The sequence below is a fragment of the Prevotella nigrescens genome (assembly GCF_031191185.1).
GTDB lineage: Bacteria > Bacteroidota > Bacteroidia > Bacteroidales > Bacteroidaceae > Prevotella > Prevotella nigrescens.
In genome coordinates this window covers 170,597-195,625 of the sequence record NZ_CP133465.1, presented here as the reverse complement: position 1 = coordinate 195,625, position 25,029 = coordinate 170,597, and the positions used below count along the sequence as shown (strand labels likewise).

Sequence of the window (25,029 nt, the reverse complement as noted above, 5' to 3'; positions counted from 1 at the left end):
GGCAGATTGCCAATCTCAACAGAAGTTGGCGGACCATTCAACAGCTTGTTCGCCAATAAATAGAAAAAAGTTCGCGAACTTCTTAAAATTGTTCGCGAACTTTTTATTATCAACTTTAGCACGTTCTATAGAAAGGTTTTTACGAGTGACTTTGTCTAAACATCACTACTTCACAATCTCTTTCACCACTCTACCATCAGAGAGCTTCACGATGTTGATGCCTTTCTGCGGAGTTGCTATGCGCTGCCCCTTGATGTTATAGCGTTCCACAACCTTTACAGGCTGGTCGGTAGCTACATTTTCAATGGCGTTAGGATCTTTGGCAAGCGGTTCGCTTATGCAGTTCTGCACAGCCAAACTTTCAAGATTAGCACCTATCTCCTTTATCTTAGGAGCAATGAATGCTACTACTTCCAAATCAACCGGCTTCCAATCATTCTTTATTGTAAAGTCGTAAGTCTTTGAGAAGTTATCGCCTTCCCATACTAAATCGTTGTCGCCCTTCACACTTGAAACGTATGCACGAAGCACATCTTGGTGTTTCGTTTTCTCGAGCATTCCGCTTTCATTGCCTTGATGTCCGTCTACATTATTCTCTGTAACAAGAACAAAGAGCGCATAGTCTTCAAGCAATTCCTTCGCCTTGTTCACGCCTGTGCCTGTTACTGTTATGTTAATCTTCCTGCTGTCCTTATCGTACTTGTTCGCAATAGCAAGTGTTGAGAACACACAAGTGTTAGATTTTGAATAATTGTAGAACTTGTCTATGATTGTTGCGCCTTCTGAAGGATCTTCGGCAGCAATACTGGGATTGGCAATAGTCTCTTGTTTTTTCAAAATAAATGCTGTTCTGTTGCAGGCAAACGAAGGTATTCCACTGACATTTGCCATTCGTTTGATAAACTGGCTCTCGGGGGCAGCTACATCATCGTGATACGCTGTCTCGTCCAAGTGCACTGCAACCATCACCATATCAGGCTGGCGTTGCTTTAATGCTTTAATATTCCGAACTCCTCTGTAGCAGTTTACGCAACGTTCAGAAGTAAATTCTTCAACCAATGTCTTTTGGCGTGCAACCACATCTTTGTAATAAAGAACCTTGTGATTGTTCTCAACCCCTTTTGCGTTTGTAAGTTCCTTTCCGTTTGTCTTCTTCAATACCAAAGCAAGATTGTGTTTACCCACTGCAGAGATATTGGGTTGAAGTCCTTCAATGGTAAACTTCTTGTTTGTTTCGCCAACTTTAACACCTTGGTTCACAGTTATGGTCTTTATGCTCTTATTGTCTACCAAGACATCAAGTTCAAAGTTGTTTATCGGTGTTGAACTTGCATTGCTTATCCAATAGTCTACATTAATAGCCTTTCCAACCTCAGTGTAATTTGGCACTTCTATATGGCTGACCACCATTTCGCTCATAGTAGCTCCGGCAGCAGGTTCTACGACCAATTGCAATGGCAATGTAAACTGTTGGTTTGCGGAACGATTTACCCATTCGTTCGTTTCGTCAAAGTAAGTGTAAAGATTACCTTTGTAAGAATTTACGCCATTCTTTCCGATGGTTACTCTTCCTTGATTGCCATTATTTAAGTTGTAACCTATAGCCAACCCCTTGGTTTCTGCTGTTATCTCTATTTCTTTACTCAGTTTGATTTCATACCAATTATCGCCAATAGAATTACCAAGTTGTTCTTCGGCTTTTACTTCCGATGCATCGTATATGGTACTACCTTCTCTGACGAAGATATTTTTAATACGGCTTGCATCTGCAGAAAGCACTCTTATCGATTTAATTTTGCAACCAATGAAAGGTTTCAACATTTCTTGAGAGTAGAAAGAGCCTATCATTGTTTCACCATTATTAAATGGAGCAGTTCCATGTCCCGCAGTTTCAAGATAGTCGCTTATTATGCGTTGGTTTGCTGCTATTTGTGGTTTAGCCTTTGCCACCACTCCTGAAAGGACTGGCGCATTCATCATCTGTATGTCTTGTGCTACTGCTGACATTGAGGCAGAAGCTACTAATAACGACATTAATAAATGTTTCATAGTTTGTAGTTTGTTTTTTATGCAGTGATAGGCTTTTAAGATTACGCTCGAAAGCCTACACTGCTTTCAATTAATTATGGTTTATATATTAAATTTAGACATTCCTGTATTTTTAATTGCTCAGATATTTTTTACCATTTATGATATAAACACCATGAGGCATTTCTTTCAGTGTCTGCTTCAAAGCATTGTGCTGTACACGTCCTGCCACACTGCCATCAATACGATAGATAGTTACAATACCGTCTTCGACCTTACCGTTCTCTACATTCTCGATACCATTGCTCAAACGGAACGTATAATATGTAGGAGGAGCCAAAGACAATCTCGTCTGCAAATTCTTCTTCATATAATAAAGCTTCACACAGTATTCGCCACCATCTTGCATCTTGCTAAAGGTGAATGTAAGTTTCTGTTTGTCGTCATCGGCTATCTCAACGTCTTGAGTCAATGTTTCCACATTGACAGAACTGCGGTCAGAAAGAATGGCTATGATTTTGTTCTTGTAAGGATTATCGCCCAAGTTTTCTACCGTAACTTCACATTCAAATTTATCCATTACGATTTTGCCTTGAGCATTCTTAACCTTAAAGCCACTTTGCATTAATTCAGCATCTAACCCTTCTTTAACGTTTACTTCAACTTCGCCTATCTTAACTTTCCTTGTATTGTCGGCATAAAGTTCTAACAGATGTTTGCCCGGTGTCTTCGGCGTATATGGAAGTGTAACCCTCTTTTCTGTATTTGCATCTATCATGAAACCGACAGCATTCGCATTTCTTCCTGTAGCCGTATCGTAAAGATATACGGTTACTGCGTTCGATATGCCTTTATTCACAAGTGTTGCAGTAAGTTTAGTCTCCATATTTTCCTCTGCTTGTCCTTCGTGTGTCAGCATTTTACATTCCACATCGCTTCTATTAGCGAAAACAGTAGTAAGCATTTCCTTGTCTTTAATATCAAGTTTTATGTACATACTTGAATTAACACAAGGTTTCCAGCTATTGTTTCCAGCTGTTTTTATAGCAAACATCGGAACAAGATAGTAAGTTCCTGCAGATAGATTCTTACCAAATGCCAACGATTTATTTACACATTCGAGAGTTTGATTGTTGGATTCTATATCCATAACATCAGTTTGACCAAGTATTGATACACCTTCTACAGGTTTATTCTCAGCATTACGCAGCTGCCAACCAAATATCATTTCCTGTTTTGTGTAATTATTTGGCTGTACCTTCAAAGTTATTCTGTCTATAACGAAGTTCGCAGATTTGTCTGTACGCTGATACTTGTCTTGCACATCTTTTATATCTTGCACAAATATTGTATTTGTAGTTTCAGACTGCTGTCCGGATTTATTGGGTTGTAAACCTACAATAACTGCCTGCTTGATGGTGTAACCACTCCCTCCGGCGAACGAACCTGTTCCTTGCATTGATGGATTAAGTACCGATAAATCGTATTCGCCATCAGACATTCCGCCCCAACCCCAATTTATAAGGAACTTGCCATCTTTGTAACCGTGGCAAACAAAAGCGTGATAACCAATGATTCCAGAATTAACATCGAACTTACCGCCTGTATACAATACAGGACGTTTCTCCTTTATCTCATTATAAATTTTTTGTTGCCATTCTGCTTCCGTATACAGTGAACGTTCTATTTCCTGTGCCGTAGTAGCATAATCAAAATAATCCTTGAATGCTTTTACCAGAACATTCGCACCTGCTTCTTTAGGCGAATATTGCATCTTCATTGCTTGTCCTACATAACGCATAAGCCAAGCAACTTCGTCTGCATCTTCATGGAACTTATAACTATTCTTCATGGCACTCCAATTGAACTTCTTTGGTTGAAGGTCTTGAAGTGTCTGCTCGTAGTTTTGCATTTTCGATTCATAACCAGGAATCAATGGCGTATTGTTCTGTGGCCATTCATGATACTTCAGAATTTGCGCTGCAGCAGTAGCAACACAACCTGTTACGGCATATCCTTCGTCGAACTTTGGACATCTAAGATTATAAGGACTTGTTTGGTTCCATTTTGTTTCCACTAATCCTGGCAAATCTTTCAGTTTCTCGCCCGCTGCCAATACTGCTTGCTTATGGCGAGCCACAAACTTTATGTAACGTTGGCAACATTCCAACCACCATTTCATTCCGTCCGGGATATTTTTCTCGCTGAATGTTCCATTATTAGAATGTCCCAAAACCGTGGGAGCATTATCATCGGCAGCCACTATTACAAATCCATCATTCTGCCCGACATTAAATATATAGTAGGCATTGGTAGAAAGCTGCACTTTCTTTATCGTTTTTGCAACTTGTGCATACCTGCCGGGAGCGTATGCACCACTACCTTTTATATATTCTAAAGCTATTTGGCGTGCTTTTTCTAAATTCACGGGATTGCCTCGCACAATATTCCCCAATGAGAAAAGCACAAATAAAAGCAAAATCTTCTTCATAAAATAAATGTTTAGCGATAAGTCATTTCATACCAAAAGAATTTCCAACCTGACTTATTACAAGCTGCAAATATCTTTTTCTTTTGACAATAAATTCTTTAGGAAAAGGGAAACTCATACCTACAACAAGGTCATGAGTTTCCTAATATACGCTCAACGAATTAGCATTGTATTCAAATAACTGTTTGTTCTAATGCCAACTCATTTTTTTCGCATTACTTAATAACTTTCTTTACGCTGCCATCGCTGTAACGAACGATATTAATGCCTTTCTGCAAGTCTTTAAGCAATCGGCCTGAAACATCGTAAACTGCAACTACCGTTGCGTTGTTCTTTACAGATGGTTTAGCGTCAATTCCTGCTGTTTCGCGAACCAAAACAGCAATATCCCATGGTGTACCATAAGCATTTGTTACACCACCTTTATCAAAAGACACTGTCTTGGTACTGCTTGGATCTTTTTTATCTTCCTCAGTTGCGTTAGGGTCTGGAACTGGTGAAACACATTTCACTCCTTTCATGGTAAACTTCTTGAAAGCGCAAATTGCTCCGTATTTAGCTTCAGACTTAACATTTGAATTGTCTACAATTAAACGACTTATATTTCCGCCACAAAGACCACATCTGTCTGCACGAATATCCATATCTACATCTTTTATTGTAAGTTTACCAATATGTCTATCGTCGATACCATTCAATCCTGCATCAATAGTAAGACTGCCGCCACCTATCATATCTATATCCACAGATTCCGCTTCTTGATAAGTAAGCATCACAAAACCAGTCTGAGTTGTCTTAATAGAGTTCTTGCCTATTAATTTTACCGTAATCTTGTCGACCGGACAATAAAAACGGAATGTACCAATAACAGGATACCAAGTTCCACTTTCTGATTGATACTGAGGACAATTTTCTTTGGTAACAACAATCTCTGCATTCTCCAATGTAATGGTGCGTGTATCTGCATCATACTTTACAGTTCCCGACTTAATCCACTTATGCTCTGGGTCAAGATTGTTACCATTTTCTTTTGTCATTGTCGTTCCGAGGAAGACAAGTTGTTCCTCTACTCCAGTTTGTGCAAAACTGTCAGACACTCCCAAAGTAGCAATAACTATTGCCACTAACGCTCTTAAACATAAAAATTTTCTCATACTTCAGAATTGTTTATTAAATTGTTTATAAAAAGTTTTCTTTATTTCAAGATATAGTTCTCTCTGCTGCAAAAGTAGAAAAAAGAAAAACATTATGCAAGAAAATATATTATAATTTTCGATGCAATGGCATTTTTTCTTAAAAACCTTGTCTGTATGTCTCCCCATTTATGTTTTTGCCCAGTCTATTGTTTGCTTGATAATTCTCAACCTATTGTGAATTTGGAAAATTTCATTATTCGAATTTTATGTGAAAAATATTTTGTAAGTTATATGGGAAGCATTAAAAATAATAAATATTTTTTGTTTTATCTACTAATTCTACTACCTTTGCAGAGGTATAAAGGCATTTTATAATACTTTTATGCTGAAACGAAACGATACAAATTAGAAAAGGGATGAAGATAGCACTGATAGGCTATGGCAAAATGGGACACATGATAGAGCAAATTGCTCTTGAACGTGGGCACGAAATAGTTTGCAAAATAGATAAAGATAACCAAGAAGATTTCGATTCTCCTGCTTTTGCTACTGCTGATGTGGCAATTGAATTTACAAATCCGACAGCAGCTTATGGGAATTATTTGAAAGCTTTTGCGCATAATGTAAAAGTTGTTAGCGGCTCTACAGGCTGGCAACATGAACATAAGACTGATATTGAACGTCTTTGTACCGAAGGAGGACAAACTTTGTTCTGGGCGAGCAACTTTTCTATCGGAGTTGCTATATTTTCTGCAATAAATCGTTATTTAGCCAAGATAATGGACAATTATCCTCAATACGATGTTACAATGGAAGAAACACACCATATACATAAACTCGATGCACCTTCTGGAACTGCTATTACTTTGGCTGAAGATATTTTAAGAAATATCGACCGCAAAACAAAATGGGAAAAAGGAAAACAAGTTGCCGCCGATGGTAAAGTTACTCTGGCAAAGGAAATGGCTGCCAATGTTCTCCCAATAACTTCTATTCGTGAAGGCGAAGTTCCCGGCATTCATAGTATATGCTACGATTCTGATGCCGACAAAATCACAATTACACACGATGCGCACAACCGAAAGGGCTTTGCTTTGGGTGCAGTCTTGGCAGCCGAATACACGAAAGAACATAGTGGACTGCTATCTACAAACGATTTGTTTCAATTTTAAATAAATAATGTCCACAATGTGGAACTAAAAAGAATAATTTTATAACCTATGATTGACAAAGAAAAAGCAAAACTCGACCCGAAGAAACAGTGGACAAAATTTATCATTGTTGCAGTGCTCTATCTCGCTTTCTTGTTTTGGGTAAAAAGCTGGTGGGGACTATTGGTACTGCCATTTATCTACGACGTTTATATTTCAAAAAAAATAAAATGGCAATGGTGGAAAAATTCAGAAGGCCCCGTCCGATTTATAATGGGTTGGGTAGATGCCATTGTTTTTGCGCTTGTTGCAGTCTACTTCATTAACCTTTTCTTCTTCCAGAACTATGTAATTCCTTCTTCTTCACTCGAAAAGTCGTTGCTTACAGGCGATTATCTTTTCGTTTCCAAGTTAAGTTACGGACCACGCATTCCACAAACACCACTTACAATGCCTTTAACGCAGCACACAATGCCTTTCTTTAACATAAAAAGCTACATAGAATTTCCACATTGGGAATATCGCCGTGTGCCAGGATTAGGAAAAGTTAAGCTGAATGATATTGTAGTTTTCAACTATCCTGCGGGCGATACAATTGTAAGCGAACCACAATATCAGGCAGACGATTATTACAGAATGGTTTATGAAATGGGAACAAGTTTGTTAATGCAACAAAATCCGAAGTTTGCTGCAACTAAAAAGAACGCACTGCAACAGCGAGCTTTCTACGATAAAGCATATACGCTTGGACGCAACTATATTTTAAACAATGTGGCTACTTATGGAGAAATAGAATCACGTCCTACCGACCGTCGCGAAAATTATGTAAAGCGTTGTGTAGGTTTGCCAGGGCAGACCCTCCAGATAAAGAATAAGATTGTATATTTGGACGGAAAACCAAACAAAGAACCCGAAAATGTGGAATATGCTTATTTAGTAAAGTTCAACAATGTTACTGCAGCCGACTTAATGAGCGAGCAATACGACGATTTTCGCAAGGAAATAGGTATAAGCAACGAAGATGTTCAGAGTCTTAGTCGCTTACACGGCTTCGATGTTGAACAAGGATTGGTACTCAATCAGGCAGCTTTACAATACGATGGTTATATGCCGCTGACCAAACGTGCGGTAAACGCATTGAAACAACATGGCTTGGTTAAGGCTATTCGTCCTGTAACAGATAAGGATATATATACAGGTTCTAACTATCCACGCAATTCCGACCTTGGTTGGAAAGTATGGACACGCGACAATTATGGTCCTGTTTGGATTCCGGCAAAAGGAAAGAGCATTAATCTTACCTTAGAAAATCTGCCTGTTTACGAACGTTGCATCAAAGTTTACGAAGGAAACAAGCTCGATGTAAAGAACGGAAAGATATATATTAATGGTAAGCCTGCAACATCGTACACCTTTAAGATGGACTATTATTGGATGCAAGGCGACAACCGACATAACTCTGCCGACAGCCGCTACTGGGGATTTGTTCCTGAAGACCACATAGTTGGCAAACCATTATTTATATGGTGGTCAAGCGATCCGGACCGTCGTGGCTTTAGTGGCATACGTTGGAACCGATTGTTTAAATGGGTTGATAATATAAAATAATATATTGTTTAAGACAAAATAGCATTGTTTGGGAAATCTGGTAAAGCAGACTTGTCAGCAATGCTATTTTTTCTTTCTTTTCATTCCAATTTTATGATGTCTGCATTGCTTTCCTCTGCCTACTTTGCTCCCATTCAGTGGTTCCAAAAGCTGAATCGATATGATGTGTGCTTAATTGAGCAACACGACCATTTTGTAAAGCAAACTTATCGGAACCGATGTGTTATTGCAACAGCAAACGGACTGCAAACTCTGTCTATTCCAGTAGAAAAGTTCGATAATACTAAATGCGAAATGTGCGATGTTTGCATTAGCGAACACGATAACTGGCGGCATCAGCATTGGAATGCACTACTTTCGGCATACGGTGAAAGTCCTTTCTTCGAATATTATCAAGACGACATTCGCCCATTCTTCGAAAAAAAGTGGAAATTTCTTTTCGATTTCAATGTCGAAATAACATACATGCTTTGCGAATTGCTCGACTTACAACCCAATTTCAAACCCACCAATAGGTTTATACCAATCGAAAAAAATAACGATTTCATCGGTGAATATACTGATTTTCGCGAAGTAATACGTCCGAAGCACCCACTCGTAGATAAAGATTTTGTGCTAAAACCTTATTATCAGGTGTACGAACAGAAAATTGGTTTCCAACCTAATCTAAGCATTCTCGATTTACTTTTCAATATGGGTAACGAGTCTATATTCTATCTATAGGAACATTCTGTAAATCGCGCATTAGTAAATAATTATCAAGGCATTTTCGGTCTTTTGTTTCGTTTATTAAATTTACAGATAATTGTGTGTTAATAAGCTTGCAATTCCGAATATAAAGTTTACTTTTGCAATCGTAAACCAGACATCTATGCAGCGTAAGGTATTATCGTTATTTATCTTTATAATGCACGTTACCATAGTTTGTGCCCAGCAAGTCCAAGTGTGCGATGGCGTAAGCAGTTTGCCCATTCGCGATGTTCTTATAGCTGTAAATGGAAAACATTTTGGAAAAACCGATTATCGTGGCATAATAAATCTTCCTGTTGCTTACGAAACTGCAACATTCTCTAAAACAAAATACCATACAGAAACACTAACACAAACAGAAGTACAAAAGGATACCGTGTTTCTTTTTCCTGAAAAACAATCGCTTGGCGAAGTTGTTGTATGGGGAAAACACACAGTGAATGGCAGAGAATTGCTAAAGCAAATGCCAAAACGTGATATATTAGAGGCTGCCCCAAAGCATGATATCCGTGAATTTGATATAGGATTAATGCTCGACAAACGCCTCCGCCGCGACAAAGAACACGTAAAAAAGCAACGTGAAATATTCCAGAAATTCGACGGCATCAATACCGAAGACCCCATTTTGCGTGCCTATAATGAAACAAAAGCCGAACAAGCACGCCAAAAGATGGAAAAAGAAATAGAAGAGAAGCACAAAAACGCCGATGCCAAGATAGATAAATAATCTCTCCCTGTGAGCAACGCTGCCATAGCAATAGCACAAAAAACTTTTCGTTATACTGAGAAAGCAGAAACGGAACACCATGCCAGGCTATTTTTGTACCAAGCCATATACCTCATGGCAGAAAGGAGCGGTTGAAAATACAAACAAACTCATCAGGCAATATATCCCAAAGTAGGCAAACTTCGATGATTTCACAGACAAAAAGATTGCAATGATACAGAAGAAAATAAACAGAAGACCAAGACAGAAACTAAATTTTCAAACACCCAAATGCGAGTTCTACAAAAGAATATTATAATTTTGCACTTGCTGGTTGACTCTACACTTACAGAATATGTTAAGAACGAATTAAATATTTTTCAGGAATTAGTATTGTAATTGAGGAAAATATAGTAATTTTACGCCCGAAATTTAAAACCTGTGATGTAATCCTAAACAAAAATGGAACAAAACCGACAAAACAACACGACTAAAAAGTCGAAGCAGATATTACCAAAAGGTGTTATGTGTCTGCTCATTATAATTGCTTTATTCGGCGGTATAGGCTGGATAATGGGCGTTGCACCAATGCTTAACACCATAATGCACACGGCGCACGATTTGTTATTGAACACTTGCTTTTATCTAATGGCTATCTGTGTGCTGACAGGAGCATTGGGTAAGCTGCTCGTAGAGTTTGGTGTGGTAGACCTTATAGAGAAAATTCTGCGCCCGCTTATGCGTCCGTTGTTTCACCTTCCCGGTGTTGCATCGCTCGGAGCAATACTTACTTTCCTTTCAGACAATCCCGCCATCATTACGTTGGCGCAAGACAAGCATTTCAGCGGATATTTCAAGAAGTTCCAATATATTTCGCTTACCAACTTCGGGACAGCGTTCGGTATGGGACTTATCGTAATTGTGTTTATGCTCGGACAAGGTTATTTCGTTGAGCCATTGATTGGTTTCTTCGGTGCTTGCTGTGGTTGTATCGTTTCAACACGTTGCATGCAGCACTTCGTATTGAAGGCTTATCCGCAATATCTTACGGAGAATGCGCTCGATGCAGAGAAGTTTGAGAAGCAAATGGAGCGTCCACGCCATGAAGAGGAGAAGTCTGTGTTTTTGCGTACGCTTAATTCGCTGCTCGATGGAGGTAAGTCGGGAGTAGATGTAGGCGTTGCCATTATTCCCGGGGTGCTTATAATATCGACCCTTGTAATGATTCTGACGTTCGGTCCGAGCAAGACGGGCGAGTTTACGGGGGCCGCTTACGAAGGAGTTGCTGTGTTGCCCAAAGCTGCAAACTATATAAACTGGCTGTTGGAACCATTGTTTGGATTTACCGATCCACACCAAGTAGCCTTTCCTATAACTGCCCTTGGAGCCGTTGGAGCCGCCTTGAGCCTTGTTCCGAATTTCCTTTCTCATGGTTGGATAGATGGGAATGCCATTGCCGTGTTTACGGGTATGGGTATGTGTTGGAGCGGTTTCCTCAGCACACATACTGCTATGCTCGATACAATCGGCTATCGGGAACTTACTTCAAAGGCTATTCTTTCTCATACCATCGGTGGTTTTGCGGCAGCATTGGTGGCACACTGGGGTTATTTGCTCTACACATTATTTTAATAAAATAGTAGAATGAATAAGTGTAAAAAGTAGTAGAATAACGATATTTCTTTGTGCTTTGTAAGTTTTTTCTTACCTTTGCAATCAGTAAAATAGGTATTAAAGGAGTAAAATTATTATGGCAAAAAAAGCACTTCTGATGATTCTCGATGGTTGGGGTCTCGGAAAACATGGTAAAGGAGATGTTATTTACAATACGCCAACACCTTACTTGGACTATCTGAATGCAGTATCTTCACACTCACAGTTGCAGGCTTCGGGCGAAAACGTAGGTCTGCCAGACGGTCAGATGGGTAACTCTGAAGTAGGACACCTTAACATTGGTGCCGGACGAATTGTATATCAGGATTTGGTAAAGATTAACAAGGCATGCGAAAATGGTGAAATTCTGAAGAATAAAGAGATAATTAACGCTTACAGCTATGCGCAGAAAACGGGCAAGAAACTCCATCTGATGGGTTTAACATCTACCGGTGGCGTCCACTCTTCATTGAATCATCTTCATAAATTAATCGAGATAGGCAAGGAATACGGTCTGAAAGAAGTTTATGTGCATTGCTTTATGGACGGTCGCGATACCGACCCTGAAAGTGGTGCAGGCTTTATTGCCGACATTCAGAAGACCTGCGACAAGAACGATGCGCACATAGCATCTATCGTTGGTCGCTTCTACGCAATGGATCGCGATAAGCGTTGGGAACGTGTGAAAGAGGCTTACGATCTGCTTGTCGAGGCAAAGGGAAAGCAAGCCACCGATATGGTGAAAGCAGTAAAGGAAAGTTATGCCGACGGAGTTACCGATGAGTTCATCAAGCCAATTAACAATGCAAATGTAAATGGAACAATTGGCGAGGGCGATGTGGTTATTTTCTTTAACTATCGTAACGACCGTGCTAAGGAACTTACCTACGTTCTTACGCAGCAAGATATGCCCGACCAGGGCATGCACACCATAAAGGACTTGCAATATTACTGTATGACACCATACGATGCACACTTTAAGGGCGTACACATCTTGTTCCCGAAAGAGAATGTAGCCATGACGCTTGGCGAATATCTAAGTAAGCAAGGCAAGAAACAGCTGCATACGGCTGAAACAGAGAAGTATGCGCACGTTACATTCTTCTTCAATGGTGGTCGCGAAGAGCCTTTCGAAGGCGAAGACCGCATCTTGGTGGCATCGCCAAAGGTTGCTACTTACGACCTGAAACCTGAGATGAGCGCCTTCGAAGTAAAGGATAAGTTAGTTGCAGCCATCAATACAGCGGAGTACGACTTTATTGTTGTGAACTTTGCCAATGGCGATATGGTAGGTCATACAGGCGTTATGAACGCCATTGCGAAAGCCGTTCATGCGGTAGACAACTGTGTGAAGGAAGTTATCGAAGCTGCAAAGGCGAACGATTATGAAGCTATCATCATTGCCGACCACGGTAATGCCGACAATGCGCTGAACGAAGACGGTTCGCCAAATACGGCACACTCGTTGAACCCTGTGCCTTTTATATACGTTACCGACAACAATTCGGCTCGTGTAAAGTCGGGACGGTTGGCTGATGTTGCGCCTTCTATTCTCCACATTATGGGCTTGGAACAACCCGAAGAGATGACAGGCGAATGCTTGATAGAAGATAAATAAAGATAAAAACAATGGTTTAGCCCTATCAGACTTATGCCTGATAGGGCTGAATTGTATCTAAGAAAATGTTATGGTAGATATTGAGGCTTCTTGGAAACAACACTTGGAGAGGGAGTTTACGAAACCTTACTTCACCCAACTCACCGAAAGTGTGCGCAACGAGTATAGGAACAGCTTGTGCTTTCCACCGGGAAAACTTGTTTTCAATGCTTTTAATCTTTGTCCGTTCGACAAGGTTAAAGTGGTTATTCTTGGGCAAGACCCTTACCACGAGCAAGGACAAGCTATGGGTTTGAGCTTCTCTGTACCCGAAGGAATAATGCTGCCGCCGTCGCTTCAAAACATTTATAAAGAGATACAAAACGACCTTGGCAAACCCATACCCACATCGGGCGACCTAACACGTTGGGCGAAACAAGGCGTATTGCTGCTGAATGCCACGCTGACGGTGCGTGCACATATAGCCAACAGTCATCAAACTTTAGGTTGGGCGAACTTCACAGACGCCGCTATCGAGGCACTCAGTGCCCATCGCGAACACGTTGTCTTTATGCTTTGGGGTGGTTTTGCCCGCTCGAAAAAGCGATTGATAGATGCCAATCGCCATTGTATTATCGAATCGGTGCACCCCTCTCCGCTGTCGGCAAATAGAGGTGGCTGGTTCGGTCAGCACCAATTCTCACGTTGCAACGCTTATTTAAAGCAGCAGGGATTGGACGAAATAGATTGGTAAACCCATATTTGGGAAAGATAAAAGGAAAGAAATGAGCGATAAGAAGATGATGCCTACCTTGCAGATTAATGGTACAGATGTTCCTCTTGAGGCTTCTTGGGAAGAACATTTGAGGGGTGAAATTAAAAAAACTTACTTTACTGAACTCGTTAAAGAACTAAATAGCGAGTATAAAGAAGCATGCTATCCTTCAGAAAAACTTATTTTCAATGCTTTTAATCTTTGTCCGTTCGACAAGGTTAAAGTGGTTATTCTGGGGCAAGACCCTTACCACGAGCAAGGGCAAGCTATGGGCTTGAGCTTCTCTGTGCCCGATGGAGTAAAGCTGCCGCCATCGCTCCGAAAGATTTATAAAGAGATAGAAGATAACCTTTGCAAGACTATGCCCGAATCAGGCGATTTGACTCGTTGGGCTGAACAAGGTGTGTTGTTGCTGAATACAACACTGACAGTGCGTGATGCTAAACCCAATAGTCATAAGAGATTTAAATGGCAGAACTTTACAGACGCAGCCATTAAAGCATTAAATAAAAACCGTGAAAACATTGTATTTATGCTTTGGGGAAATGATGCAAAGAGGAAAAAAAGACTGATAGATACCGAACGTCATCATATAATCGAATCATATCACCCTACTGCAAGGCAAAGGTATAAATTTAAAAAGCACCAATTTACATGTTGCAACGCTTATTTAAAGCAACAAGGAATGGGTGAAATAGATTGGTTAATGCGTACTGAGGAAAGAGAAAACGAAAGAAATGAGCGATAAGAAGATGATGCCTATCTTGCAGGTTGGCGATGTTTTGGTTTCACCTGACATTATAACGGAGAAGTTCTGTTGCGACCTCGATGCTTGTAAGGGTATCTGTTGCGTGGAAGGAGATGCTGGCGCACCTGTTTCTATGGACGAAATAGCAGCCATAGAAGATGTTGTAGATGCGGTGTGGGGCGACCTCAGTGCGTCTGCGCAAGCCGTTATCGACAAGCAGGGCGTTGCTTATACCGACCGAGAAGGCGACTTGGTAACCAGCATTGTGCACGGAAAAGACTGTGTTTTCACCTTCCACGACAAAGATTGCTGCCTCTGTGCACTGGAGCGTTCGTACCGTGAAGGGAAGACAAGCTTCGTAAAACCCATTTCGTGCGCCCTCTATCCCATTCGTGTAAAGGAGTTTGGAAACAATCTTGTAGGTCTGAATTATCATCGTTGGGACATTTGCAAAGATGCGGTGAAGAAGGGTAGGGAACTTGATTTGCCTATTTATAAGTTCCTGAAAGCTCCGCTTGTTCGCCGCTTTGGCGAAGAATGGTATGCCGAATTGGAAGCTGTTGCCGAGCAATTGCTGAAAGAATAGCTCAACCAACAAGATGTTTGGACAGCACTGAACAGCCTGTTAAAACTGCTTCGGTTGCGTGCATCTGACGGTAAATAAGTGTAAATATTTTTCAAAAGAATAGCGATTGCTTAACAGTCTTGTTATCAGTGTATTATAAAACCTATTGTTTTGCATTCCAAAAGCGGCTGTTTTGCAACGTAAAACCTATGCTTTTACCGTGCAAAACAGCCGCTTTCGCAATGCCAAATCGAAATTATCGTTTTCTGTCAGAATTATTTTTATAAAACCAAGGCGATTTCCAGTATCTACGCCAGTTCGGGATAAGTTTAGGGTACTGTCTTAAACCCAAACCGGTCATTGGGAATACTTACCCGTGGTTAATGATGTAAGTTATTGAATAACATCCATTTCCAAAAATTATTTTCTAATGGTGGTCATTAGAAACAATATGTCGCGTTGTGATTAGTTTTAAAATTAGTATCTTTGCATTAGCAGACACAGCTCTTCTTTCAACGTAGTTCATTACGTTTTAATTGCAAGTTAATTATTTTTTTGGTCCTTTATAATAGGGATCGAATTCTATGACTATGGTTGTTTTCTCTTTGACAGGACGACCGTTCTTTAATGCAGGCGTCCATAGTGGCATGTGTTCTACCAACCGAATGGCTTCCTTTCGGAAATGCTCTGTGGCAGCTGCCAATACTTCAGCTTTCCTGTCTTCGCTTAATTTGTCGTACTTAGGACTATTTGCCTTCAATTCGGCAACGTCCAGGACACGTGCCCCGGTAATTGTTCCGTCCATTTCTACACTGAACGACACCTTAACATTGGCACTGATACGCATCTTTCGTGTTTGTAAGGTATAAAGCTGATGCTCTTTCAGGTATTGTTGCATTGCCTCGTTACCACCTACATACACGGGCATAACATCGGCAGTAGACATCTTTAATTGGGGTCTCAGCCCTTCAAGAGTAGCACGAAGCTTCTCTATCTCTACCGTGCCCAGGACTATTCTTCCATTAGGATCTATGAGGTACATTGTTGGAATCCAGTCTACGTGATACAAACGGTCTATTTTCGTATCCTTCTTCCACTTCTTCAGTTCGCTTACTTGCGTCCAATTCATTTGATATTTGTCCCAATATGTATTGACCCAAGCCTCTTTGTTTGTGTCGAACGATATTCCAATAATGCGCACATTGTAATCCATGAGGTTGCTCCAAAGCTGTTTCATGGCTGGAATATCTTTTCTGCAATCGGGGCACCACGATGCCCAGAAGTCTAAAACGACATAGTTTCCACGAAATTCTCGTAGTTTTATGTCCTTTTCGTCGGCGGTTCTCAGTGTGAAATCGGGCGCAACAGTTCCTGGCTTCAGCAGATTTGTAGCATATTTGCTGTCTAAGTCTTGTGCTGCAGCTGTAGCGAAAGTCGCCAAAAGAAACATTGTCGATAGAATTGTTCTTCTCATTTTTTCTTCTTATTTAATTGTTTTATATCTTTCTGTTGGGGGTTACACTTGTCTCTCCTTTATGTATTCCCTGCACGAATGTCGTTTTTTTATTTCTATTGTTTGGTCGCAATATTCCATCACAGCTGGTCGGTGGGTAATGAATATGATGGTTTTATCGCGTTTCGAGAGAATATTTTGCAAAAGTTTCCGCTCAGTGTCAGGGTCAAGCGCCGATGTAGCCTCATCGAAAAGCATGATGCTACGGTTACGCAATAGTGCGCGTGCTATTGAGATGCGCTGGGCTTGCCCTTCACTTAGTCCTCCCCCCTGTTCCGTGCACTTCGTATCAAGTCCGTCAGGAAGTTCAAACACAAAGTCAGCACAACTGCGTTTGAGTGCTTCTGCCATCTCGTCGTCTGTAGCGTCAAGTTTTCCGAGACGAAGGTTATCGCGAATTGTACCACTCATAAGTGTATTTCCTTGCGGGACATATACGAAGTTAGTTCGTAATAGTGGGCTTAAGTCGTGGTGTTCTTTTTCGTTATAGATTTCAACTTTCCCACTGTTAGGCTGCAAAAGAGCCAAAATCATACGCACCATGGTTGTCTTCCCGGCACCTGTTTCGCCCAGAATGGCAGTGCAAGATGTTGGATAGAAGTCATAACTAAGATGTTCAATAACATTATTTTCAGAATCATCATAAGCAAAAGCCACGTCTATGAAACGTACACCACATGGTGCCTTCAGTTCGATAGGTTCTCCTTGTTCTTCCAATGGATTTTCTTCTAATTCCATCAATCGTTCTGCTGCTGTGAAAACTGACACAAATTGAGGTGCAAGATGCGTAAGCTGACGTGCCGGATTTTGTATTTTGTTTACCAATTGCAAAAAGGCAGTCATTCCACCAAAGGTTAATGTGCCCCCCGAAAGTCTGACGGCTGCCCAAGTAAAAGCAATAAGATAACCGACAGAGAATCCTAAATTAAGCACCAAGTAAGAAAATACTGAGAACTTTGTACGCCGTACAACATTGCTTCTCAACACACTTTGTGTATCTTCGAGCCTATCAACGGCAGCGCTATCTCCTTCTAAGGTCTTAATAAGCAGCCTATGTTGAATTGTTTCTTGCAATATGCTTTGCACCTTTGAGTCGGACGTTCGCACTTCACTTGTCAGATGGCGCATCTGTCGTACATAGACTCGGCTGAAAAGAATGAAGATAGGAATCATTATTACAATAACGATTGCCAACCGCCAGTCCATCATAAACAAGTAACCGAACGCTCCAACAAAAAGTGCCAATGTGGAAAGCGAGTTCGGTATAATCTCCGTTAAGAAGTTCACAACATTTGTAACATCGGTCTCTAAACGATTTAACACGTCGCCCGAATGATGGGTTTCCTTGCCATTCCACTTCGAACGTAACATACGATCGAGCAGTTTTTGCTGCATTCTGTTCTGAGCCTTTATTCCCAAGATGTTTCGTATCCAGACCGAAGCTATATTCAGCGCAAAGTTAGACAAGATGAGACCGCCCATAAGAAGTACGGCTATTATGATGTTCCCCTCAACTTCGTGCGCCGCAACGTCAATGGCATGTTGCACAGCCCATACCGACGATAGCGATACTACAACACCTAATAGTCCAACCACAGCATTAAGGACAGCCTGCAATCGGTTGCCTCGCCATGCGCGCCAAAGCCAAAGGAAAATATCTTTGGTTCCATACTTAGTTTCTGGAGTGTTGAAAAAAACTTTTATTCCCATTACGTTGGAGACCCTTTTCTTTATTTCGTCTTCATCATATAGCTTGAGACGTTATGTTACTTTCGCAAATCAGCACCCCACATCAGCTTCGTGCGCAATGTAGCGAAATAGCTATAATCCCGACGCTTCACTATTCGTGTTACAAATGGAGCTTTCCTTATTGTCAGCATGGTTCCCTCCTTAAGTTTTACAGAACGTCCATCAATGGCAACAAGATAGTTATGGCTTCTACTCTCTACCTCTAAACGTATGACAACATCGTCGTTAAACACTATCGGACGGATATTTAAACTGTGTGGTGCTACAGGGGTCAGACACAGAATATCACCCCGAGGAACAATAATGGGGCCACCATTTGACAACGAATAAGCTGTAGAACCGGTGGGAGTACTCACTATTAAGCCGTCAGCTTGGTACGTTACCAAATATTCATCATCTATCCTGGCGTGTATTGTTATCATTGATGCATTATCGCGTTTCAGTATAGAAATATCGTTCAGAGCGTAGGGACTCGTCTCTATAACCTCGTTCTCCGTTTCTATTTTGATAACAGAACGTTCGTCAATATCGAAATCACCTTTATATATATCGTCTAAGACTTCTTCTATTTCGTTAGGCAACACATCAGCAAGGAAACCCAAACGTCCCATATTCACTCCAATAATTGGAATTTGCTTTGCACCTACTCTGCTGGCTGCTCTAAGAAACGTACCATCGCCTCCTAAAGAGATAGCATAATCGGTATTAAAGTCATTTTCTTTAATTACCCCCGCTACTTGTTCCTTCTTAATCAGATTCTTGCAAAGTCCTTCGTATAGATGTTCCTCTACAAAGGTTCTTGCCCCATATTTAGTAAGATAATCAAAGACATCTTTTATATAGTTGGCTTCAAGCGTTTGTCTGCTATTTCCGAAGATCGCGAAACTAAGTTCTTTTCTTGTCATAAATCTCATTTCTAAAGTTATATTCTGTTTTCAAATACAGCGCATAACTAATCTTTTCTCTTTCGTCTTTGTCAGTTTGTGAATAATATTGTATATTTGCAATCGTCTTTCCTAAAGAGAAAGAATACATTGTTGAGCATCTTCCTGGTCATATCTAAAGAGCTTGACCGATGCTTTCCTTTTGCAAAAATAACAAAATAAGATGGAATGTTAAAGGTTTAAATGAAAATATATGGCAAAAGCATACGAATTTCTTGCTAATGGCTTTGAAGATATAGAAGCATTAGCACCTGTAGATATTCTCCGAAGAGGGGGAGTTGAGGTTAAGACTGTAAGCATCTCCAATAGCTTAATGGTAAAATCTGCAAACGGAATAACAGTTAAAGCTGACCTTTTGTTCGATGAGGTCGATGATTTTTTTGATGCAGACATACTTATGCTGCCAGGTGGAATGCCTGGTGCAGCCAACTTAAACCTGCACGAAGGGTTGCGCAAATTGCTTGTAGAGCAAAACGAAAAAGGCAAACGTCTGGGTGCAATCTGTGCTGCGCCAATGGTTTTAGGTTCTGTTGGAGTATTAAGAGGTAAGCATGCAACTTGCTATCCTGGTTTTGAAAAACGACTGACTGGTGCAGAATACACAGGAGAACTTTGCACAATAGACGGTAATATCACTACTGGCAAAGGACCTGCTGCTGCTTTCATCTACGGTTTTGCTATCTTGGAACAGCTCACCTCAGCAGCAATTGCAAAAGATGTGAAAGACGGAATGTTGGTCTCAGAGTTAATAAAACTCCATTAAACAATGTCCTAAATCGTATTAAACAATGAATTATATCGTAATAGTAGCAGGTGGCAAAGGACAACGAATGGGGAGCGAACTGCCCAAACAGTTCCTGCTCATCGGCGGCAAGCCCATCTTGATGCATACCATCGAGCGTTTTTATGAGTACGATAAGACATTGAATATTATTCTTGTGCTCCCCGAAGAGCAACAAGACTTGTGGCGGGAGCTATGCAACAAGTATGCTTTTACCATCGAACATCAAATTGTGAATGGTGGTTCTACACGTTTCGAATCATCGCTCAATGGTTTATCGCATATCCCAGAAAGCAACGATGGACTTGTTGGAATTCATGATGGAGTGCGTCCTTTTGTATCGGTCGATACGATTAAGCGATGTTACGACGAAGCACAACGTACTTGTGCTGCTATTCCCGTGATGCCCATAACCGAAAGTTTACGCATTGTCGAAGAGAACGGAAGTTCAAGAAGTGTAGAACGAGCCAATTACCGCAGTGTACAAACGCCACAAGTGTTTAACATTGCGATGGCAAAGGTGGTTTTTGCACAACCTTATCAGGAATCCTTCACCGACGATGCTACTGTAATGGAGCAATTTGGTTGTAAAATATCGTTAGTAGAAGGCAACCGGGAGAACATTAAGATAACAACACCGTTAGACCTAAAATTGGCCGAAATACTTATAAAGGAGAAAGAAACAAAAAATTGACGAGCCTGAATGGACATACTCCAACAAGACATAATGTATCTTACGGGGGTAGGACCACACCGCAAAGAGATTCTGAGAAAAGAACTTGGTATCTCTACTTATGGCGACTTGTTAGAGTACTATCCATATAAATACATAGACCGTACAAAGGTTTATCGCATTTCGGAACTTGTTCCCGACATGCCCTACGTTCAAATAAAAGGGCATATCCTAAGTTTCGAGGAATTTGATATGGGACGACGAAAGAAACGCATCGTTGCCCACTTCAGCGATGGACACGGTGTTTGCGATCTCGTTTGGTTCAATGGTACACAATATATATATAAGAACTACTTCATCGGAAAAGAATATGTAATATTTGGGAAACCGTCTATCTACAATCAACGCTTCCAATTTACACACCCCGACATAGACGACGCTTCAGAACTGCAACTCAACAACATGGGCATGCAACCATTCTATACGACTACAGAGAAAATGAAGAAGTCGGGGATAACCTCGCATACCATAGAAAAACTGACCAAAACGCTTTTAGAGAAACTGGTTACGCCATTGCCCGAAACGTTACCCAACTTCATTACCCAACGCCTGCATCTTATTTCACGCAACGATGCTTTACGCAAAATCCACTATCCGAACTCGGTAGACGACACACAACGAGCACAAGTTCGTTTGAAGTTTGAGGAACTGTTCTATGTGCAGCTGAATATATTAAGGTATGCGAGCGATCAGCGAAGGAAGTACAGAGGCTACTACTTCAAAACTATTGGCACACAGTTCAATTGGTTTTATACGCATAACTTGCCTTTCGAACTTACCAATGCCCAGAAGCGCGTAATGAAAGAGATTCGTGCCGACATGGGGAGCGGAAAGCAAATGAACCGTTTGCTACAAGGCGACGTCGGTTCCGGAAAGACACTTGTCGCACTGATGTCCATGCTTATTGCCGTCGATAATGGTTTCCAGGCATGTTTGATGGCACCTACCGAAATTCTTGCTGAACAGCATTTACAAACCTTGAAAGACCTTCTGAAGGGTATGAACCTACGCATAGAGTTGCTCACAGGTATCGTAAAGGGCAAAAAACGTAAAGAAGTGATGGACGGACTCATCGATGGTTCCATTCATATTGCTGTAGGAACACATGCCATTATAGAAGACAAGGTACAGTTCAACAACCTCGGCTTAGCTGTCATTGACGAACAACACCGCTTCGGTGTGGCGCAACGTGCAAAACTATGGAGCAAGAACGAAAATCCACCACATATTCTTGTAATGACTGCTACCCCTATTCCGCGCACCTTAGCAATGACCCTATACGGCGATTTAGATGTGAGTGTGATAGACGAACTGCCTCCCGGACGCAAACCGATACAAACCATTCACAAGTTCGACACACAGACAACAAGCCTCTACGACGGCATTCGCAAGCAGATAAACTTAGGACGTCAAGTTTACATCGTATTCCCGCTAATCAAAGAGAGCGAGAAAATCGATCTTAAAAACCTTGAAAGTGGTTATGAAGCACTAAAAGAAGTGTTCCCCGAATTTAAGATGAGCAAGATTCACGGCAAGATGAAGGATAAGGAGAAAGAAGCCGAAATGAAACTCTTCGTGGAGGGGAAAACACAGATACTTGTTGCCACTACCGTTATAGAAGTAGGCGTAAATGTTCCAAATGCAAGTGTTATGGTTATTTTAGATGCTCAACGCTTTGGCTTGTCACAGCTACATCAGCTTAGGGGTAGGGTGGGCAGAGGTGCTGAACAAAGTTTCTGCATACTGGTAACCAGCCATAAACTGACAACCGAGACACGCCGACGAATAGATATTATGTGCGATACGAACGATGGATTTGAAATAGCCGAAGCCGACCTAAAACTCCGCGGGCCGGGCGACCTTGAGGGTACGCAACAGAGTGGTATTGCGTTCGACCTGAAAATAGCAGATATAGCTCGCGACGGACAGCTGGTCCAATTGGCTCGCGACGAAGCCAAGAAGATAATAGACAACGACCCTACTTGCTCGAAAAGTGAATATAATTTGCTTTGGGACAGACTTAAAGAGTTAAGAAATACTAATATAAACTGGGCAGCAATCTCGTAAATATATACCAACAAATGTCCTACGACTCCCTAAGTAAAGGAGTTGAAGATAAATATACAAATATATAAAGTGGACGGAACAGCCATCTCGCAATACAATAAAAACTGTTAAGACAGTAATGTCTTTGTTAGAAAATACCTATCTTTGCAACGTTCTTAATCGATTTAGCTGGTCTTTTGTATTGTTCAACTACTTAAGAACAACATTTTGGAAACTCAAACGGTTAATCCATTTGAAATATAACCGAATCAGAAAAGAAAATATAATGACTTTAAAAAGAATAGTAAAAACATTAGGTTTATCGGCTTTGTTAGGTTTTGTTGTTACGCCAGTTTGCGCACAAGACTTAATAGCACGCCAATCGCCCGTAGACCGCCGTGCCAAATCATTAGACACGATGGTTATAAATCGCTTACAAGAAGCAGAAGAAGTAGAAAGTCCATCGGCATCTTTATACAACGACTGGAGCAACTCTAAAACACACGCACAAGGATATTTGCCTGATGTCTACAAAATAGACTTGCGTGGCTTCCACATGCCTACTCCAAGCAGGGTGGTTACAAGTAACTACGGCCGTCGTTGGGGACGTGCTCATAAAGGACTCGATATTAAGGTATATATCGGTGATACTATCCGCGCAGCATTCTCTGGTAAGGTTCGCATTGTAGGATACGATGCAAGAGGCTATGGAAAGTATATAGTCATTCGCCACAACAATGGCTTGGAAACCTATTATGGGCATCTTTCAAAACAAATTGTCTATGCAAACCAAACTGTTAGAGCCGGTGAACCTATCGCACTCGGTGGCAACACAGGGCGTTCTACAGGTTCGCACTTGCACTTCGAAACACGTTTGGCAGGTGTAGCCATCAACCCGGCTCTTCTGTTTGATTTTCCCCACCAAGACGTAACTGGCGATTTCTACGTTTTCCGCAAGCAAACTTTGGACAACGAGTCGGCTCGTGCTACAGCGCTTCGTGGCAAAGACGCAAGTCCAGGCTATTCGCGTGAGAATATTCAGGGAAAGGGGCGCACCCGATACTCGTTTAATGAAAGCAGCATGCCGAATACCGATTACTCTGCTCGCCGCAATTCGGGTGCACAGCAAACAAACAGTAACCAAATACTCTACCACAAGGTAACGGAAGGCGAAACACTCGAATCGATAGCACGCCAGCACGGTATAAGCAAGGAACAATTGTGTAAACTGAATCACTTAGGTATATATACAACACTTGTACAAGGCCAAATATTAAGGTATAGCTAATTGTAAAGATATAGTAAGAATATATGAGAAAGTTATTTTTAATAGCAGGAGCGGTCTTATTTGGTATTACAGTATCAGCACAGCAACTTCGTGGAAACATTGAAGGTGGCTATACATTCGGCAGTGGCAATTCAGGTAGACTGGAATTAGTTGGTGCCATCGGTGGCAATATAAATAAATACTTCAGACTTGGTGGTGGTTTAGGCTTCAATTATTATACAGAAAGTGAAAACTTCATAATGCCTGTATTTGCTGATGTACACGTAACAGTACCTGTACAAGGCAAGATTAAGCCTTACATAGACCTAAAGCCAGGCTATGGAGCATCATTGGAAAAGGGATTAGATGGTGGTTTTTATTTTAGCGGAACTACTGGAATAAAATTCTCGAATGTAACAATTGGTGTTGGTTATGCAAGCCAATGTCTTAGCTGGGATTACAATGAATATTTTAGAATATCGGGCACTTACGATGGTCTTACTGTCAAAGTGGGCTACGAATTTTAATTAATTAAGAAGATATGTAAGAGCGAAACTCTATGAGTAGAGTTTCGCTCTTTTTCCCTTTCTTTCATTCTAAAAATGAGATATCTGTTCTATTCAATTGAGATATTTGTTTTATTCAATGTAAACTATTCTCGGTGCGTTTTGTATCCTACGATTTAGTAAATGGGAATATTTGAATGGAAAGAAATAACGTTCTGAAAATCGAAAACAATTCTTTGGGATTTGTAAGCGAAAGGGTTGTTTCCAACTTTCCAAGTGCTA

General features: G+C 40.9%; 20 protein-coding genes and 1 pseudogene. 15 read left to right on the top strand and 6 right to left on the bottom strand.

Annotated elements, in window-relative coordinates:
* Positions 1–165: 165 nt before the first annotated feature.
* The 3 genes from RDV52_RS02930 to RDV52_RS02920 all read right to left on the bottom strand — a co-directional run bounded on the left by RDV52_RS02930 (position 166) and on the right by RDV52_RS02920 (position 5,673).
* Positions 166–2,049 (bottom strand): Omp28-related outer membrane protein, encoded by a 1,884-nt coding sequence (locus tag RDV52_RS02930; RefSeq protein WP_040556941.1) that lies wholly within the window; start codon positions 2,047–2,049, stop codon positions 166–168.
* 112 nt (positions 2,050–2,161) lie between these two features.
* On the bottom strand, positions 2,162–4,519 hold the full coding sequence (locus tag RDV52_RS02925) for a C10 family peptidase (protein WP_004367179.1): 2,358 nt from the start codon (positions 4,517–4,519) through the stop codon (positions 2,162–2,164).
* Between the two features lie 215 nt (positions 4,520–4,734).
* The gene (locus RDV52_RS02920; RefSeq protein ID WP_004367180.1) at positions 4,735–5,673 is read right to left on the bottom strand and encodes a hypothetical protein; all 939 of its coding nucleotides are present in this window, start codon (positions 5,671–5,673) and stop codon (positions 4,735–4,737) included.
* 398 nt (positions 5,674–6,071) lie between these two features.
* On the opposite strand from RDV52_RS02920, the gene dapB reads away from it, so the two are divergent.
* The 10 genes and pseudogenes from dapB (at position 6,072) to RDV52_RS02870 (ending at position 15,229) form a co-directional block, all read left to right on the top strand.
* Positions 6,072–6,827, top strand: coding sequence for a 4-hydroxy-tetrahydrodipicolinate reductase (gene dapB / locus RDV52_RS02915; RefSeq protein WP_004363669.1), 756 nt, complete (start codon positions 6,072–6,074; stop codon positions 6,825–6,827).
* Positions 6,828–6,875: 48 nt separating this feature from the next.
* The gene (locus RDV52_RS02910; protein ID WP_004363672.1) at positions 6,876–8,414 is read left to right on the top strand and encodes a S26 family signal peptidase; all 1,539 of its coding nucleotides are present in this window, start codon (positions 6,876–6,878) and stop codon (positions 8,412–8,414) included.
* Between the two features lie 93 nt (positions 8,415–8,507).
* Positions 8,508–9,137 carry a WbqC family protein gene (locus tag RDV52_RS02905; RefSeq protein WP_050793642.1) on the top strand — a complete coding sequence of 210 codons (630 nt, stop codon included), beginning with the start codon at positions 8,508–8,510 and terminating at the stop codon, positions 9,135–9,137.
* 148 nt (positions 9,138–9,285) lie between these two features.
* The gene (locus tag RDV52_RS02900) at positions 9,286–9,891 is read left to right on the top strand and encodes a hypothetical protein (RefSeq protein ID WP_004367183.1); all 606 of its coding nucleotides are present in this window, start codon (positions 9,286–9,288) and stop codon (positions 9,889–9,891) included.
* An 82-nt stretch (positions 9,892–9,973) separates the two neighbouring features.
* Positions 9,974–10,189: pseudogene (locus tag RDV52_RS02895) on the top strand (transposase); the annotation flags it as partial.
* 143 nt (positions 10,190–10,332) lie between these two features.
* Positions 10,333–11,502, top strand: coding sequence for a nucleoside recognition domain-containing protein (locus RDV52_RS02890; protein WP_004367184.1), 1,170 nt, complete (start codon positions 10,333–10,335; stop codon positions 11,500–11,502).
* A gap of 118 nt (positions 11,503–11,620) precedes the next feature.
* Entirely contained in the window at positions 11,621–13,141 is a 1,521-nt protein-coding gene (gpmI, locus tag RDV52_RS02885) for a 2,3-bisphosphoglycerate-independent phosphoglycerate mutase (RefSeq protein ID WP_004367185.1), read from the top strand.
* 70 nt (positions 13,142–13,211) lie between these two features.
* Positions 13,212–13,874, top strand: coding sequence for a uracil-DNA glycosylase (ung, locus tag RDV52_RS02880; protein ID WP_004367190.1), 663 nt, complete (start codon positions 13,212–13,214; stop codon positions 13,872–13,874).
* Positions 13,875–13,905: 31 nt separating this feature from the next.
* Positions 13,906–14,643: a uracil-DNA glycosylase gene (gene ung / locus RDV52_RS02875; protein ID WP_004367192.1), complete on the top strand. Its 738-nt coding sequence runs from the start codon at positions 13,906–13,908 to the stop codon at positions 14,641–14,643.
* On the top strand, positions 14,633–15,229 hold the full coding sequence (locus RDV52_RS02870) for a DUF3109 family protein (RefSeq protein WP_004367193.1): 597 nt from the start codon (positions 14,633–14,635) through the stop codon (positions 15,227–15,229). The genes ung (RDV52_RS02875) and RDV52_RS02870 overlap by 11 nt, the downstream gene beginning before the upstream one ends.
* A 526-nt stretch (positions 15,230–15,755) precedes the next feature.
* Here the strand turns inward: RDV52_RS02870 and RDV52_RS02865 are convergent.
* The 3 genes from RDV52_RS02865 to RDV52_RS02855 are packed head-to-tail and all read right to left on the bottom strand — an operon-like array spanning position 15,756 to position 19,375.
* Positions 15,756–16,682 carry a redoxin domain-containing protein gene (locus RDV52_RS02865; protein ID WP_004363692.1) on the bottom strand — a complete coding sequence of 309 codons (927 nt, stop codon included), beginning with the start codon at positions 16,680–16,682 and terminating at the stop codon, positions 15,756–15,758.
* A 42-nt stretch (positions 16,683–16,724) separates the two neighbouring features.
* Positions 16,725–18,431, bottom strand: a complete 1,707-nt coding sequence (locus RDV52_RS02860; protein WP_004367196.1) for an ABC transporter ATP-binding protein — start codon at positions 18,429–18,431, stop codon at positions 16,725–16,727.
* Between the two features lie 56 nt (positions 18,432–18,487).
* Positions 18,488–19,375: an NAD kinase gene (locus RDV52_RS02855; protein ID WP_004363695.1), complete on the bottom strand. Its 888-nt coding sequence runs from the start codon at positions 19,373–19,375 to the stop codon at positions 18,488–18,490.
* 232 nt (positions 19,376–19,607) lie between these two features.
* Here RDV52_RS02855 and RDV52_RS02850 point away from each other — a divergent pair, with 232 nt between their 5' ends.
* The 5 genes from RDV52_RS02850 (at position 19,608) to RDV52_RS02830 (ending at position 24,768) form a co-directional block, all read left to right on the top strand.
* The gene (locus RDV52_RS02850; protein ID WP_004367201.1) at positions 19,608–20,177 is read left to right on the top strand and encodes a DJ-1 family glyoxalase III; all 570 of its coding nucleotides are present in this window, start codon (positions 19,608–19,610) and stop codon (positions 20,175–20,177) included.
* Between the two features lie 25 nt (positions 20,178–20,202).
* Entirely contained in the window at positions 20,203–20,889 is a 687-nt protein-coding gene (locus RDV52_RS02845) for a 2-C-methyl-D-erythritol 4-phosphate cytidylyltransferase (protein WP_004367203.1), read from the top strand.
* 9 nt (positions 20,890–20,898) lie between these two features.
* Positions 20,899–22,995 (top strand): ATP-dependent DNA helicase RecG, encoded by a 2,097-nt coding sequence (recG, locus tag RDV52_RS02840; protein WP_004367205.1) that lies wholly within the window; start codon positions 20,899–20,901, stop codon positions 22,993–22,995.
* A 265-nt stretch (positions 22,996–23,260) separates the two neighbouring features.
* Positions 23,261–24,262, top strand: coding sequence for a M23 family metallopeptidase (locus RDV52_RS02835; RefSeq protein WP_004367207.1), 1,002 nt, complete (start codon positions 23,261–23,263; stop codon positions 24,260–24,262).
* 23 nt (positions 24,263–24,285) lie between these two features.
* Positions 24,286–24,768, top strand: coding sequence for a hypothetical protein (locus RDV52_RS02830; protein ID WP_004367208.1), 483 nt, complete (start codon positions 24,286–24,288; stop codon positions 24,766–24,768).
* Positions 24,769–25,029: the final 261 nt, after the last annotated feature.